The organism is Cryobacterium cryoconiti, assembly GCF_004403065.1.
Taxonomy (GTDB): Bacteria; Actinomycetota; Actinomycetes; order Actinomycetales; family Microbacteriaceae; genus Cryobacterium; species Cryobacterium cryoconiti.
Genome location: NZ_SOHA01000005.1, coordinates 22,128 through 37,091 on the forward strand (window position 1 = coordinate 22,128; position 14,964 = coordinate 37,091).

Here is a 14,964-nt window from a genome sequence, read left to right on the forward strand (position 1 = left end):
GCTCCGGCGGAGTAGGTTGGCGCCATGGTCGGCGCAGCAGTCCTCCTCCCCGTGCCGGGGCCAGAGGGTATCCGCGAGATCCGGATCTCGAGTCCGGACCGCATCCTCTGGCCCCTGCCGGGCCTGACGAAACTCGACCTCGCCCGGTACATCGTGGAGGTTGGCGCCCCCTTCGTCGCTGCCAACGGGGACCGGCCGATCTCGCTCCAGCGGTTCCCCGGAGACATCGCGGGGGAATCCTTCTTCTCGAAGAACCCGCCGAAAGGGGCTCCGGACTTCGTGCGCTCGGTGAGCGTCGTCTATCCCAGTGGGCGCTCGCATCCGCAGCTCGTCATCGACGAGCCTGCTGCGGCCGTCTGGGCCGTTCAGATGAACACCGTCGTCTTCCACCCGTGGCCGTCGCGGGCCGGAAACCCCGACAATCCCGACCAGCTGCGGATCGACCTCGATCCGCAGCCCGGCACCGACTTCGATGATGCCGTCCCGGTTGCGCTTGAACTCCGCCGTGTGCTGGCCGAGGCCGGCCTGACGGCGTTCGTCAAGACGAGCGGTCACCGCGGCCTGCACGTGGTGGCGCCGATCGAGGCGACGCACGAGTTCCTTGCGGTGCGCCACGCGGTGATCGCGGCTGCCCGTGAACTCGAGCGCCGCCTGCCCGGCTCGGTGACGACAGCGTGGTGGAAGGAGGAGCGGGGCGCCCGCGTCTTCGTCGACTACAACCAGGCGAATCGGGATCGCACCCTGGCGGGGGCGTACAGCCCGCGGCCGCTCGCGCACGCCCCGGTCTCCTGCCCGCTGGAGTGGTCCGAGCTGGAGCGCGTCGACCCCCGGAGCCTCACGATCGGCACGGTCCCCGGGAGACTGGCGCTCGGCGGCGATCCGTGGGCCGACCTGTCCCGGCACCCCGGCAGCATCCGCACCCTGCTCGACTGGTGGCAGCGGGATCTGGCCGCCGGCCTGGGCGAACTGCCCTTCCCGCCCGACTATCCGAAGATGCCGGGGGAGCCGCCGCGCGTGCAGCCCAGCCGGGCACGCAACCGACAGGGGGACCCATGAGTGCGGTAGAGGTCAGCGGTCTGCGCAAGCAGTACGGAGGGGTGAGCGTGGTCGACGACCTCTCCTTCAGCATCGAGCAGGGGGAGATCTTCGCCCTGCTCGGCCCGAACGGCGCCGGCAAGACCACGGCGGTGGAGATCCTGGAGGGGCACCGTCGCCGTGACGGGGGAACGGTGGATGTGCTCGGGTTCGATCCCGAGACCGGTGGGCGCCCGTTCCGGGAGCGGATCGGCATCGTGCTGCAGGAGGCCGGCTTCGACGAGGACTTCACCGTCGCGGAACTCGTGCGCCTCTACCGGGGCCTGTACCCGCGCCGGCTGGCCGCCGACGCCGTGATCGAGCAGGTGGGGCTGGCCGACAAGGCGAAGGCCCGCGTCAAGACCCTGTCCGGCGGGCAGCGCCGCCGCCTCGATCTCGCCCTGGGCCTGGTCGGAGATCCGGAGCTGCTCTTCCTCGACGAGCCGACGACCGGGTTCGACCCGTCAGCGCGGCTGCGAGCCTGGGACCTGGTGCAGGGCCTCCGCCAGCTGGGCAAGACCGTGCTGCTGACCACGCACTACCTCGACGAGGCCGAGCATCTGGCCGACCGGGTCGCCGTGATCGTGCGCGGGCGCCTCGTCGCGCTCGGTACGCCGGCCGACCTCGCCGCCGCGCAGCAGAGCGCCGTCGTGTCCTTCCGGCTTCCGCCCGACGCGACCATCGGAGACCTGCCGGTCCTCGGCCCCCGTCCGATCGCCCACGGAGCCGACTGGGAGGTGGCTACCGACCATCCCGCCGCGATGGTGCACACCCTGACCGGGTGGGCGCTGGGGCGCGGCAGCGAGCTCCCCGCCCTGAGCGTGCGCCGGCCGTCCCTCGAGGATGCCTACCTCGCCCTGATCGAGCAGGCCGCGCCCGCCGGGACGCGGCCGTGAGCGCGGTGTCTGGCCCCTCCGTCGCCCGGTTGATCCGGCACCAGCTCGGGTACGCGCTCGTGGCGCTCTGGCGGTCCCCGACGGTGCTGATCTTCACCTTCGCGATGTCGCTGGTGTGGCTGGTCGTGATCGGCATCGTCGCGGGCAACGAGGCCGTCGATCCGGTGGCCGGCGTGCGGGTGATGCAGTACGCCACCCCCGTCGCCATCGCCATGGGCACCTTCTTCGCCACGTTCCCCACCCTGGGCACGGCCCTGTCGGAGGCCCGTGACGCCGGCATCCTGAAACGACTTCGGGGAACTCCGCTGCCGGCGGCGGCCTACCTCGCCGGGCAGATCGGCGCCGCCATGATCTTCGCCGCCGTCTCACTCGTCGTCACGCTCGCGGTCGCCGTCACGTTCTACGAGGTGCGGCTCCGGGGCGAGGTCCTGCCGGCCCTGGCCGGGACCCTGGTGCTCGGCATCGCCACCTTCGCCGCGCTGGGCCTGGCGATCGCGGCGGTGTCGTCGACCGCTGCACTCGCCCAGGCCCTGTCGATCGGAAGCGCCATCGTGCTGGCCTTCATCTCCGGCCTGTTCTTCGTGGGCGGCGACCTGCCGGCCTGGCTGACCCGGGTGGCCTCCGTGTTTCCGCTGAAGCCCTACGCGGACGCCCTGAAGGACCAGTTCGACCCGGCTGCGACCGGCTCCGGCTGGGACATCCGGGCACTCCTGATCCTGGCGGCGTGGGCACTGGCCGGCGTGTTCGTGGCCACCCGGGCCTTCCGCTGGGAGGCGCGGGCACACCTGTCTCGTCGCGGTCCGCGCGACGCATCGCCGACACGCACGACCGCGCCGACACGCACGACAGCGACAACCGCGACGAGCATGACGACCGTTTCGATTCTCCGGCGTCCCTCCACGGCCCGGCTGGTCCTCGGCCAGGCACGCGCCGCGAACCGGGCCACCTGGCGCGATCCGGGATCCTCCTTGTTCGTGGTCGTGCCGGTCGGTCTCTACGCGCTGCTGCTGGCGGTGCAGGGCAACGTGGTGTTGCCGAGCGGGATACCGTTCGCGACCTTCTACGCCGCCGGCATGATCACCTGGGGAGCCGGCACTGCCGTGTTCATGAACCTGCCCGAAGCCCTCGCCCGGGCGCGCGACCGCGGCCTGCTCAAGCGTCTGCGCGGCACGCCGCTCACTGCCGGCAACTACCTTGCCGGCAGCACGGTCGCCGGCCTGGGATTGACCTTCCTCGTCGCAGTGCTGGTCCTGTCGGTCGGCGCACTCTATTTCGGCCTGCGCATCCCGGTGGCCGGCCTGGCCCTCGGATTCGGGGTGATCGTGGTGGGCACACTGTCCTTCGCCGCCTGCGGATTCCTTCTGGCCGCCCTGGTGCCCAATTCGCGGGCCGTCGGGGCTGTGGGCCTGATGATCCTGTTCGTTCTGGCATTCTTCTCCGACGTCTTCCTGGTCGGCATCGGCCCGGACTGGACCGGCGTCGTCGGCTCCGTCTTTCCCCTCAAGAACCTGCAGAACGCGCTCACCGCAGCCTGGGACCCGTCCGGGCCCACCGTGGCCTGGGGCAATCTGGCGGTGCTGGCCGCCTGGTTCGCCGGCGCGGGCACGCTGGCCGTGCGCTTCTTCCGCTGGGACCCCCACCGCAGCTGACCGCTGACGTATGCCGTTTCGGGCATCCGTTCCGAGGAAAATGGATCGGATGACCACCCCATCGAGCACCACACTCTTCCGAGGCGCGCGCGATCGCCTCCTGCAGCTTCGCGACGGTCATGCGCGTGCCGCGGCCGAATTCGAATGGCCGGATGTCGGTGCGAACTTCAACTGGGCCGTCGACTGGTTCGACGTCATGGCCGAGGGCAACGACAAGACCGCACTGTGGATCGTCGAGGAAGACGGCCGGGAGCTGAAGGTCACCTTCGCGGAGATGTCGGCGCGTTCCGACCAGGTGGCCACCTGGCTGATCGCGCAGGGCGTGGGGCAGGGCGACCACGTCATGCTGATGCTGGGCAACCAGGTCGAACTCTGGGAACTGATGCTGGCCATCATGAAGGTGGGCGCGGTCATCCTGCCTACCTCCACGGTGCTCGCGACCGGCGATCTGGCCGACCGTGTTCTGCGCGGTGGGGTGCGCCATGTGATCGCCAACGCCGGCGACGCCGCGAAATTCGACGAGGTCCCGGGCGACTTCTCCCGCATCTGTGTCGGCGCCGCCACGGACGGCTGGGCCGACTACGCGGATGCCGCCCTCGCACCGGCCGCGAAGCCCGGCGTGGTCGTCTCCTCCGATGACGCCTCGCTGATCTACTTCACCTCGGGCACCACCAGCAAGCCCAAGATGGTGGTGCACACGCAGACCTCCTATCCCGTGGGACACCTGACCACCATGTACTGGATCGGGCTCCGCCCGGACGACGTGCACCTGGCGATCAGCTCGCCCGGCTGGGGCAAACACGCCTGGAGCAGTTTTTTCGCGCCGTGGATCGCCGAGGCCACGGTCTTCGTCTACAACTACGCCCGGTTCGATCCCCACGCCCTCGCCGACCAGCTGCACCGCGCGAAGGTCACCACGTTCTGCGCCCCGCCGACGGTGTGGCGCATGCTGATCCAGTCCGACGTGGGGGAGAAGCCCGGGGGGCTGCGCGAGATCCTCTCGGCCGGGGAGCCTCTCAACCCGGAGGTCATCCACCGGATCCAGCGGTCCTGGGGTCTGACGATCCGGGATGGCTACGGGCAGACCGAGACGACGGCGATCGTGGGCAACGCCCCGGGGTCCACGCTCAAGGCCGGTTCGATGGGACTGCCCCTGCCAGGCGTTGCGATCACGCTGCTCGACCCCATCACCGGGGAGGAGTGCGATGAGGGTGAAATCTGCCTCGACCTGTCCCGCACCGCGGTCAACCTGATGTCCGGGTACCACGGCGATCCCGAGCGCACCCGGGAGGCGGTCCGCGGCGGCTACTTCCACACCGGCGACGTCGCCAGCCGCGACGCCGACGGGTACATCACCTTCATCGGCCGCACCGACGACATCTTCAAGTCCTCCGACTACAAGGTCTCCCCGTTCGAGGTGGAGAGCGTGCTGCTGGAGCACCCCGCCGTCGCCGAGGCCGCCGTCGTGCCCGCGCCCGACGACACCCGGCTGAACATCGCCAAGGCCTACATCGCCCTGGCCGCCGGCTGGGAATCCGACGCCGCGACCGCCCTGTCGGTGCTGCGCCACGCCCGCACCGGCCTGCCTCCCTACATGCGTGTGCGGCGGGTCGAGTTCTTCGAGCTGCCCAAGACCAGTTCCGGCAAGATCCGCCGGGTCGAACTGCGCCAGCGTGAGGATGCCGCGGCCGCCGGGAAGCACACCCTGCCCGATGAATGGCGAGACGACCAGTTCCCCGAGCTCAAACGCTGACGGCCGCGACCAGGCTCCGGACGGCGGCGAGCGGAATCGGCAGCCACGACGGCCGGTTGAGGGTCTCGTACACGGCCTCGTAGACGGCCTTGTCGAGTTCGAACGCGTCCAGCAGTGCTTCCTGTCCGGCCAGGCTCTGGCCGGACCGCTCGGCATAGCCGTCGAGGAATCCCTGACGGCAGGCGGCGCCCCACGCTGCGGCACCCTGGTGGCGGCCGGGCGGGTGGTTCCCGGGCGCGGACCGCTCCACCGTGCCGGCCACGTAGGAGAACGAGCGCAGCATCCCCGCCACGTCCTTGAGCGGGACGTCGGGCCCGGTCCGGTCGGCCAGGGGACGCAGGGGCTCACCCTCGAAGTCCACCAGAACCCAGCCGCGCCCGGGAACCTCGAGCGCCTGGCCGAGGTGGAGGTCGCCGTGGATGCGCTGCAGGCCGGGCCAGTACGCCATCTCCGCCCGCAGGAAGACCGCTTCGACGGCCGAACCGTAACCGGCCAGCGCCGGAACGTCGCGGACGGCGCCATGGAAACGCTCGCGCATGCGTTCCACTTCGGCGGCGATGACTGCCGGAGTTGCCTCCCGGGTCGGCATCACGGCGGCGAGATCGGCATGCACCGCGGCGATCGCCTCACCGAGCGCACGCGCCTGTTCACTGAAGTCCTCGCCCGCTCGTGCCGAGGCCAGCGCTGCACGCCAGGCATCCGGGGCGCCCGGCAGGAACTCCTGGGCGAATGCGAGGTGTCCGGTCAGGCGCACACCCGGCAGCTCCGGATCGACCCACTCGCCGACAACGCAGCCCACCGGCTCGGGCACGAACCGTGAGCCGGCCCGGGCCAGCGCCGATTGCACGGAAACGTCCGGGTTCTCGCCGGCGTGCAGCATCCGGAACACCTTGCAGATCACGGGACGCACGACACGTCCGGCGGCGTCGACTCCGTCGAGGATGATCGAGGTGTTCGACTGCTCACCGCTCAGCACCCGGCTGGAGACCACCACGGCCGGCCGTTCACCCGGAACGGCGTCGACCAGGAGCTCGCCGCGTGCGCGGGCGCCGGCTGGCCCGGGAACGGTGGAATCCTCGTTCAGGATGAAGGTGAGCAGGGCCCGGCCGTAGGCCGGGTCACCGGGACCGTCGTACAGGTAGCTGCCGCCGCTGTCGCTGATCAGGGCGGCGTCGCCGCCGGGCAGCGGTGCCCGGCGCTCGGTGAGCGGCAGCTGATAGAGCGTGCGGGTCGGGGCGGCAGCATCGAAGATCAACTCCGTGCGGATGCTCACGCCCGGCTCCGTTGCCGGCAGCGCCCAGCGGCCGATGCTGACGAGGCGGGGGACCTCACCCCGCCCGGCGAACCATCGCTGCGTCGCGACCCAGTGGTTGAGGTGGTCCGGGAGTGCGATTACGCGACCGTCGTCAGTCATAGCGTCAGAGTACGCCCGGGCCGGCCACGGGAGCCGCCAGAAGGGAGACCACAACCGTGTCGCCCTTCGTGGACTGCTCGCCGATCGGCACGAAGCCCAGTCGGGAGTGGAACGCCAGGGACCCGGGGTTCGCCGGTTTGACGTTCACCTCGCAGAAGACCTCGCCGACCTCGGACTCGCCGGCCGCGGCGAAGATCGCGGTGTAGAGCAGCCGGCCCAGACCCTGGTTCCGGGCCGTTTCGGACACCACAATGCGGTCGACGTAGAGGAAGGCGTCGGACCGGGCCGAGAACCACCGGTAGTTCTCGCTCGCATAGTCGGCGCCGGCGCCGAAAAGCACGGCGAAGCCGAGCACCTCGTCCGGAGCGGCGTCGTGCACCACGCAGAGGGCCTGACTGCTGACCGCGAGCAGGGCGGTCAGGCTGGTCGCGTCGTGCGGATTGACGGCCGGTACAGCCGCGTTGTTGAGCCGGAGAACGGTGTCGGTGTCGGTGGGGCGAAGGCGTCGGAGCGAATAAGGCATGGGATGACGATAAACCACCCGGCGCACCCTATTTCGCGGGGCTGCTCCCGCGGAGCCCGACGGCGACCAGGGCGAGGCAGACGGCGCAGACCACGAACAGTCCGCTCAGCAGCGCCGTATAGCTGGCCAGGGCGTTGAGCGACGCGAAAAGAACCGGCAGCAGGAAGCCGAGATAGGTCAGGCTGTAGTAGACGCCGGTGATCCCGGCGAGGTCGGCGGGCGTCGAGATCTTCTGGATCTCGACGAGCCCGGCGACGATGCAGATGCCGTACGCGGCGCCGAGAACAATGGCGCTGATGAGCGCGAGCACCGGGGACAGCACGATGGCCGTCGCGGCGCTGAGCGCCACCCCGACCAGCATCACGCTCATCCCGACGGTGAGCGCCCGGCCTCCGGTGAGGCGGTTGATCCGGGCCACCTGCGGCTGCACGAACGCTCCGGTGCCGAGCGTCACGACCGTGAGCAGGGTCGCGTAGGCGAGGTTCAGGCTTCCGAGCTGGTCTTCGACCAGCTTGGGCATGATCGCGTAGGCGATGCCGGCGGCGCCGAATACCCAGGGGGCGGACGGGGCGATCACGCGAACGAAGCGGCGGTGCCCGGCCAGCGGAACCGCCAGGTCCCGCCAGAACGGGCGGTGGGCCCGGTAGCGCGGAACAGTCTCCGGAGCCTTCACCAGTCGGGGGAGCACCAGCAGGCTGATGACGATGTGCACGAGATAGGGCGACAGGGTGGGCATGGGCCCCCACTGCGCGAGCGCACCGGCCACACCGGCCCCGAGTCCGAAACCGATGGTGAGGGTCAGGGCCGGCCGCCGGGCACCGGCCGTCGGCCCGGCCTGGCGGTCGAATGGCGGGCTCGACAGTTCCTTGAGCCAGGCCGTCCCTACCGACATCGCCACGCCCACGCTCAGGCCGGCGAGGAGACGCCCGGTTCCGAGCATGACCGCACTGGAAAATCCCGCGCCGAGCAGGATGCTGGCGAGAATGCCCAGGAGCACGCCCGCCACGACCAGCGGCTTGCGGCCATAACGGTCCGAGAGGGCCCCGGCCAGCAGCAGTCCCGGCACCAGGCCCACCACGTAGAAGCCGAGGAAGAGATCGGCCATGACCGCGGAATAGTGACCGAGGGATTCATACATGTGCAGGAGCGGGGTGAAGTGGTTCCCGCCCCAGGCCATGACGAACATGGCAGGTGCGGCGAGTTGCCAGGCGGGAACGGTGCGACGGAAAATCATGGGTCTTTTCTGAACAGGAGCTGGAGGCGCGAGGAGATGTGGGGGGAGTCGGGGAGGAGGGTCAGGGCGTCAGGAAGGCGTGGTGGCCGTCTTCCACGTGCTGACGCAGGGCCACCTCATAGGAGAGAGTGTCCCCGCCGCGCAGGTGGTGGGCAAGGATGCGATGTTCCTGAACCAGGCGGGTGAGGCTCTCCGGATCGCGCAGGGCCACCCGGTGCACGAGGCGTTCGAGTCGTGGGCCCAGCCGCGCGTAGATCCCGTCGATCACCCGGTTGTGGGTCTCGTCGACGATCCGGGCATGGAAGGCGTGGTCGGCGCGGGCGAACGTGAGCAGGTCACCGGCCTGTGCGGCGTCCTCCTGGATCCGGATCAGGTCCTGGAGGGCGGCATCGACGCGCGGTCCGTCGGCGGGCCGCGCGCTGAGAAGGGTCACCGCCGCGTTCTCGAGCATCACGCGCACCTGCAGCAGCTCGGCCGTCTCGGTGTCACCCAGTGCGGTCACGACCGCACCCTTCTTGGGGAAGAGCGTCAGTAGCCCGTGGGCCTCCAGGGCCAGGAACGCCTCCCGCACGGGAGTGCGGCTGATGGAGAGGGCTTCGGCAACCTCGCCCTCGGTGATCAGGGAGCTGGCGGCCAGGGTGCCGGTGATGATGGCCTCGGCGACGTTCGCGTACACCCGGTCCACCGCCGAGGGTGCCGCGGCGGACGTCGTGCCGCGGGGATCCCGGAGAAAACTCATGAACTCATCCTAGCCATAGATGCATCAATAGATGCAATTGAGAGCGCCGTCCGATTCTCCCCGGTTCGCCCCGATCCGCCCGCAATAGAATTCAGCGGTGACCATGACAGCACCGCAACCGACCACCGCCCTCGCCCAACTGGCCCTCGCCCTCCCGGCCGCCCAGCTCCTGACCGGCCCACGCGCCGACGCTTATCTGCGTGACCAGTCGGACAGCACCCCTGCCGGCACGCCGCTGGCGGTCGTTTTCCCGGCCAGCACCGAGCAGGTTGCGGCCGTCGTGCGGGTCGCCGCGGCCCATCGCATCCCGATCGTGCCCCAGGGTGCCCGTACCGGGCTGGCCGGCGGCGCCAACGCGATCGAGGCCGGCATCGTGGTGAACCTCACCAAAATGAACACCATCGTGACCGTCGACACGGTCGACCAGACCGCCACGGTGCAGGCCGGCGTGCGCACCTACGCCCTGGCCCGCGCTGCCGCGGCCGTCGGATTGTTCTACCCGCCGGACCCTGGGTCCTGGAAGGGCTCGACCCTCGGCGGCAACGTCGCGACCAACGCAGGCGGGATGCGCTGCGTCAAATACGGGGTGACCGGCAACTTCGTTCGCCGACTGACCGTGGTGCTCGCCGACGGCTCCATCGTTCACACCGGCCAGCGCACCATCAAGGGCGTCTCCGGGTATGACCTCACGGCGCTCCTGGTCGGCTCGGAGGGAACGCTCGGCATCATCACGGAGATCACGGTCGGGCTGCTGCCGGCTCCGGCCGACGCCTCCGGAGTGTCGGCCACGTTCGCCACGACGGAGGCGGCCCTGGCTGCCGCGGCTGTCATCGTCGCCTCCAACCGCCGCCCGAGCGTGCTCGAATACCTGGACGGACCCTGCATCGCCGCGATCAATGACTTCGACCCTGAGTCCCGGCTGCCGGCCGATGCCGCCGCGCTGCTGCTCATCCAGTCGGACCAGGCCGGTCAGGCGCACGCGGACGTCGAGGAGTATGCCCAGATCCTGAAGGCCGGGGGAGCGTCCACGGTCTCCGTCGCGCACGACCCCGAGCACCTCGACGAGCTGATGAGCGCCCGCCGGCTGCTCCAGCCCGCACTGCAGGCCGCCCGCGGGTCCAGCCTCAACGAAGACGTGACCGTGCCTCGATCCCAACTGCCGGCACTGCTCGCCGGGCTCACCGAGATTTCCCGCGAACTGGCGGTGCCGATCGGCACCGGCGGACACCTCGGCGACGGAAACCTGCACCCCGTGATCGGTTTCGACGCCGCGGTGCCGGCGCAGGTCGATGCGGCCCACCGGGCGTTCGCCCGGGTGATCGCCCTGGCTATCACGCTCGGGGGCTCCGCATCCGGCGAGCACGGCATCGGCCTGCTCAAGAAGGATCACCTCGATGACGAGCTCGGTCCGGTGCTGCTGGACTTGCAGCGCCGCGTCAAAAAAGCCTTTGATCCGGACTCGATCCTGAACCCCGGAAAGAAACTCTGAGAGGATCGCATCCTTTTAACCGCGCGTGCGTGACACGCGGAAAAACTACGCAGAGCCAGAACAGGGCCAATTCGCGTTTGGCCCTGCAAGACCGGAGTAGTGTTGAAAAAGAGGGCAAGTCACGGTGCATCGTCGCATTAGCCGGAGCCTCGTGGTCCTGCTCTCTCGGCCCGACTGTGGGAGAGACACTCTCGCGGAGGGTGTCTCGATCCACGAGGAGAGCAATCTACATGACCATAACTGAAGGTGTTCGCAGCGGAACGGATGATGCCGGCCGGACTGACTTCGTTTCCGGCCCCTGGCAGGATTCGATCGATCTGCGCGATTTCATCCAGCGCAATTACACGCCCTACCTGGGCGACTCAAGCTTCCTCGCCGGCGCGACCGCACGCACGACGGGCATTTGGGACAAGCTGTCCGCGATGTTCCCCGAGGAACGTCGTAAAGGCGTCTACGACGTCGACGCGACCACGCCGTCGTCCATTACTGCCCACGCCCCGGGCTACATCGACAAGGCCAACGAGGTAATCGTCGGACTGCAGACGGATGCGCCGCTCAAGCGCGCCATCATGCCGTTCGGTGGCTGGCGCATGGTCGCCACCTCCCTCGAGACCTATGGCTACCCCGTGTCGCCCGAACTCGAAACGATTTTCACCGATTACCGCAAGACCCACAACACCGCCGTCTTCGACGTCTACACTCCCGCGGTCCGCCGTGCGCGCAGCAGCCACCTGATCACGGGACTGCCCGACGCCTACGGTCGTGGCCGTATCATCGGCGACTACCGCCGCGTTGCCCTCTACGGTGTCGACGCCTTGATCGCCGCCAAGAAGAACGACCGCGCCGAAATCGACATGGAGCCCTCGACCGAGGACGTCATCCGCGCCCGCGAGGAGAACTCGGAGCAGATCCGGGCCCTCAAGGAACTCGTCCAGATGGCGGCGACCTACGGCTCCGACATCTCGAAGCCGGCCACCACGGCCCGCGAAGCAGTGCAGTGGCTCTACTTCGCCTACCTCGGTGCGGTCAAGGAGCAGAACGGTGCGGCGATGTCGTTCGGTCGCAACGCGGCCTTCCTCGACGCCTACATCGAGCGCGACATGGCCGCCGGCATCCTGAACGAAGAGGGTGCCCAGGAGCTCATCGACGACCTCGTCATCAAGCTCCGCATCGTGCGCTTCCTGCGCACCCCGGAATACGACGAGATCTTCGCCGGCGACCCGACCTGGGTCACCGAGTCGCTCGCCGGCATCGGTGAAGACGGCCGTCCGCTCGTCACCAAGACCACGTTCCGGTTCCTGCAGACGCTGTACAACATCGGCGCAGCACCCGAGCCGAACCTCACCGTTCTCTGGAGCGACGCTCTGCCCGAGGGATTCAAGCGCTTCTGTGCGCAGGTCTCCATCGACACGTCCGCCATCCAGTTCGAGTCGGACGAGATCATCCGCGCCGAGATGGGTGACGACGCCGCGATCGCCTGCTGCGTCTCGCCCATGCGCGTCGGCAAGCAGATGCAGTTCTTCGGTGCACGCGTCAACGCCGTCAAGGCGCTGCTCTACTCGATCAACGGTGGCCGGGACGAGGTGTCGGGCAAGCAGATCGCTCCGGAAACCGTGCCGAACGCCGACGAGGTGCTCTCCTACGACACCGTCTTCCCGGCCTACCTGGAAACGCTCGAATGGCTCGCCGAGACCTACGTCACGGCCTTGAACTGCATCCACTACATGCACGACAAGTACGCCTACGAGCGTCTCGAAATGGCGCTGCACGACAAGGAGATCATCCGCACGCTGGCTTGCGGCATCGCCGGCCTGAGCGTGGTTGCCGACTCCCTGTCGGCCATTAAGTACGCCACGGTCCGCCCGGTGCGCGACGAGACCGGCCTGGTTGTCGACTACACGATCGAGGGCGAATTCCCCCAGTTCGGTAACGACGACGACCGTGTCGACACCATCGCCGTCGATGTGATGGAGCGGTTCATGCAGATGATCCGCAAGCACCCGACCTACCGCGGCGCCATCCACACCCAGTCGATCCTGACGATCACGTCCAACGTGGTCTACGGCAAGGCCACCGGCAACACGCCGGACGGCCGTCGTGCCGGCGAGTCGTTCGCACCGGGTGCCAACCCGATGAACGGCCGCGACACCCACGGAATGCTCGCGTCGGCGCTCAGCGTCGCCAAGCTTCCCTACAGTGAAGCGCAGGACGGCATCTCGCTGACCAACACGGTCGTTCCCAGTGGTCTCGGCCACACCAAGGACGAGCAGATCACGAGCCTGGTCGGCCTCATCGACGCGTTCACGTCGGCGACCGGTTACCACATCAACGTGAATGTGCTCAACCGCGAGACGCTCGAGGACGCCATGGCGCACCCGGAGAACTACCCGCAGCTGACGATTCGCGTCTCCGGCTACGCGGTGAACTTCGTCCGCCTGACCCGCGAGCAGCAGATGGATGTCATCAGCCGCACGTTCCACTCGCACTAATTTCCACTGATATCAACGCGGCGACGCTGAGTAGGACGAGACAATGCCAGCAGTAAACCTCGGCCTACCCAGCGCCGGCGTCGCTACCTCCCTGATGGACGGCTCATCCGTGAGCAGTGAGCAGGCCGATCTGGCCAAACTCCACCATCTCGAGATGGAAGCCATCCACAACGGAACAGTTGCCAGCGTCCACTCGTGGGAACTGGTCACGGCCGTTGACGGTCCCGGCACGCGGCTGACACTCTTCCTTTCCGGGTGTCTGCTGCGGTGCCAGTACTGCCACAACCCTGACACCTGGAAGATGAAGGACGGGCTTCTCACCACGCTGGACGACCTTGTCGCCCGGGTCAAGCGCTATAAAGGCGTCTTCGACTCGACCGGCGGCGGGTTGACCATCTCGGGTGGGGAGCCGCTCATGCAGCCCGCCTTTGTGACACGCCTCTTCGAGGAATGCCACAAGCTCGGCGTGCACACCACCCTGGACACCTCCGGGTTCCTGGGCAAGAGCGCGCCGGACAAGCTGCTGGACAATCTCGACCTCGTGCTGCTCGACGTCAAGTCCGGCCTCCCCGAGACGTACAAGGAGGTGACCGGCCGCGAACTCGCACCTACGATCGCGTTCGGAGACCGCCTCAGCGAACGGAACATTCCCGTCTGGGCGCGTTTCGTTCTCGTCCCGGGTCTCACCGACGCCGTCGACAACGTCGACGCCGTCGCTGAGATCGTGTCGCGCTGGCCGAACGTCGAGCGCGTCGAGGTCCTGCCCTTCCACCAGATGGGTGAAGACAAATGGGACCGGTTGAACATCCCCTATCCGCTGCACGGGTCGAATCCTCCGGATGAGGCACTGCTGGAACGGGTGCGAGGCCAGTTCGCAGCCCGCGGGCTGACGGTCTTCTAACCCGTCCTCTCACCGGGCACATCACCGCGAATCAGACGAGGCGTGGCATCTCCCCAGATGCCACGCCTTTTCTGCGCATTAAACCAGAGGATGCCTCCAGCCAAGCTGGGAAAAACCTTCGAATCCCCTAAGCTGAGATACATACAAAGACATGAATCGTGTCTCAACGAAAGGCAGCACAATGACCACCGTCACGGTAACCTCCCCCGACACCATCAGCTCCAGGAAAGCCGGAGTGGTTCGCCTGATCGGGCTTCTCGGCCTCATTGGCGGCCTTGCCTTTCTGCTCGTCGGCGGCGTGGGCTGGGCCACCGTCAGCAGCCAGCTGGGTGAAGAGAACATTACGGTCGCTGAGGACGCCTCGTTCCTGGGCGGCGCCCCCGTCGTCGGCCCCTTCTCCGCTTACGCTCAGGCCGACATCATCAACCACCACGCCATGAAGGCCAGCGGCGGCAAGACCTATGCACAGCTCGAGCAGGACGACCCGACCCGCCCCACCGTCATGACAGCCTCGCTCCTGCGTGCGTCTCTGTTCACGTCGATTCTGGCCTTCGGCGTCTCCGCCTTCGCGATGGGCGTCGGCATTCTGATCGGCCTGTTCGGCTGGGCCCTCCTCACGCTCGCTCCGTCGGCGAAGACGACCAAGCCGGCAGTCGGCACCACCGTCTAGTCACGGCTACTGCGGCCCGGCGGCGTTTGGCTGCCGGGCCCTTTTTTCGTTTAAGCAAGCCCCTAGCCCTTGAGGGAACCTCAGGTTTGCATGCCATGGGACCCATTTTCTGGGCCCCTGGTTCAGGGGTCCC

At 68.3% G+C, this 14,964-nt stretch carries 12 protein-coding genes; 8 read left to right on the forward strand and 4 right to left on the reverse strand.

Features of this window, described 5'->3' with window-relative positions; all coding sequences use genetic code 11:
* Positions 1–24: 24 nt before the first annotated feature.
* Genes ligD through E3T49_RS01495 form a run of 4 tightly spaced genes read left to right on the forward strand, consistent with a single transcriptional unit; the run spans position 25 to position 5,372 of the window.
* A complete protein-coding gene (gene ligD / locus E3T49_RS01480) occupies positions 25–1,056 on the forward strand; it encodes a non-homologous end-joining DNA ligase (RefSeq protein WP_134422821.1) in 1,032 nt (343 codons plus the stop codon).
* Positions 1,053–1,970, forward strand: a complete 918-nt coding sequence (locus E3T49_RS01485) for an ABC transporter ATP-binding protein (protein ID WP_134422823.1) — start codon at positions 1,053–1,055, stop codon at positions 1,968–1,970. Before ligD ends, E3T49_RS01485 begins: the two co-directional genes overlap by 4 nt.
* Positions 1,967–3,619 (forward strand): ABC transporter permease, encoded by a 1,653-nt coding sequence (locus tag E3T49_RS01490; RefSeq protein ID WP_166785442.1) that lies wholly within the window; start codon positions 1,967–1,969, stop codon positions 3,617–3,619. The genes E3T49_RS01485 and E3T49_RS01490 overlap by 4 nt, the downstream gene beginning before the upstream one ends.
* 49 nt (positions 3,620–3,668) lie before the next feature.
* Positions 3,669–5,372, forward strand: a complete 1,704-nt coding sequence (locus E3T49_RS01495; RefSeq protein ID WP_134422827.1) for an AMP-binding protein — start codon at positions 3,669–3,671, stop codon at positions 5,370–5,372.
* Here the strand turns inward: E3T49_RS01495 and E3T49_RS01500 are convergent.
* The 4 genes from E3T49_RS01500 to E3T49_RS01515 all read right to left on the reverse strand — a co-directional run bounded on the left by E3T49_RS01500 (position 5,362) and on the right by E3T49_RS01515 (position 9,282).
* Entirely contained in the window at positions 5,362–6,786 is a 1,425-nt protein-coding gene (locus E3T49_RS01500; RefSeq protein ID WP_134422829.1) for a maltokinase N-terminal cap-like domain-containing protein, read from the reverse strand. The two genes, E3T49_RS01495 and E3T49_RS01500, sit on opposite strands and share 11 nt — an antisense overlap.
* 4 nt (positions 6,787–6,790) lie before the next feature.
* Complete coding sequence (locus tag E3T49_RS01505; protein WP_134422831.1) at positions 6,791–7,309, reverse strand: GNAT family N-acetyltransferase; 519 nt, start codon at positions 7,307–7,309, stop codon at positions 6,791–6,793.
* Between the two features lie 28 nt (positions 7,310–7,337).
* Positions 7,338–8,543: an MFS transporter gene (locus E3T49_RS01510; RefSeq protein ID WP_241972583.1), complete on the reverse strand. Its 1,206-nt coding sequence runs from the start codon at positions 8,541–8,543 to the stop codon at positions 7,338–7,340.
* Positions 8,544–8,604: 61 nt separating this feature from the next.
* Complete coding sequence (locus E3T49_RS01515; protein WP_134422833.1) at positions 8,605–9,282, reverse strand: GntR family transcriptional regulator; 678 nt, start codon at positions 9,280–9,282, stop codon at positions 8,605–8,607.
* Between the two features lie 103 nt (positions 9,283–9,385).
* On the opposite strand from E3T49_RS01515, the gene E3T49_RS01520 reads away from it, so the two are divergent.
* From E3T49_RS01520 to E3T49_RS01535, 4 genes are all read left to right on the forward strand, one after another.
* Positions 9,386–10,771: an FAD-binding oxidoreductase gene (locus E3T49_RS01520; RefSeq protein WP_134423641.1), complete on the forward strand. Its 1,386-nt coding sequence runs from the start codon at positions 9,386–9,388 to the stop codon at positions 10,769–10,771.
* A 230-nt stretch (positions 10,772–11,001) separates the two neighbouring features.
* Complete coding sequence (pflB, locus tag E3T49_RS01525; protein ID WP_134422835.1) at positions 11,002–13,260, forward strand: formate C-acetyltransferase; 2,259 nt, start codon at positions 11,002–11,004, stop codon at positions 13,258–13,260.
* A 43-nt stretch (positions 13,261–13,303) separates the two neighbouring features.
* On the forward strand, positions 13,304–14,161 hold the full coding sequence (gene pflA / locus E3T49_RS01530) for a pyruvate formate-lyase-activating protein (protein WP_134422837.1): 858 nt from the start codon (positions 13,304–13,306) through the stop codon (positions 14,159–14,161).
* 181 nt (positions 14,162–14,342) lie between these two features.
* On the forward strand, positions 14,343–14,831 hold the full coding sequence (locus tag E3T49_RS01535; RefSeq protein ID WP_134422839.1) for an aromatic ring-opening dioxygenase LigA: 489 nt from the start codon (positions 14,343–14,345) through the stop codon (positions 14,829–14,831).
* Positions 14,832–14,964: the final 133 nt, after the last annotated feature.

Excerpts from the sequence above, each read along its gene's own strand:
- ligD (WP_134422821.1), top strand. The coding sequence starts at position 25 with ATGGTCGGCGCAGCAGTCCTCCTCCCCGTGCCGGGGCCAGAGGGTATC.
- E3T49_RS01485 (WP_134422823.1), top strand. The coding sequence starts at position 1,053 with ATGAGTGCGGTAGAGGTCAGCGGTCTGCGCAAGCAGTACGGAGGGGTG.
- E3T49_RS01495 (WP_134422827.1), top strand. The coding sequence starts at position 3,669 with ATGACCACCCCATCGAGCACCACACTCTTCCGAGGCGCGCGCGATCGC.
- E3T49_RS01500 (WP_134422829.1), bottom strand. The coding sequence starts at position 6,786 with ATGACTGACGACGGTCGCGTAATCGCACTCCCGGACCACCTCAACCAC.
- E3T49_RS01505 (WP_134422831.1), bottom strand. The coding sequence starts at position 7,309 with ATGCCTTATTCGCTCCGACGCCTTCGCCCCACCGACACCGACACCGTT.
- E3T49_RS01510 (WP_241972583.1), bottom strand. The coding sequence starts at position 8,543 with ATGATTTTCCGTCGCACCGTTCCCGCCTGGCAACTCGCCGCACCTGCC.
- E3T49_RS01515 (WP_134422833.1), bottom strand. The coding sequence starts at position 9,282 with ATGAGTTTTCTCCGGGATCCCCGCGGCACGACGTCCGCCGCGGCACCC.
- E3T49_RS01520 (WP_134423641.1), top strand. The coding sequence starts at position 9,386 with ATGACAGCACCGCAACCGACCACCGCCCTCGCCCAACTGGCCCTCGCC.
- pflB (WP_134422835.1), top strand. The coding sequence starts at position 11,002 with ATGACCATAACTGAAGGTGTTCGCAGCGGAACGGATGATGCCGGCCGG.
- pflA (WP_134422837.1), top strand. The coding sequence starts at position 13,304 with ATGCCAGCAGTAAACCTCGGCCTACCCAGCGCCGGCGTCGCTACCTCC.
- E3T49_RS01535 (WP_134422839.1), top strand. The coding sequence starts at position 14,343 with ATGACCACCGTCACGGTAACCTCCCCCGACACCATCAGCTCCAGGAAA.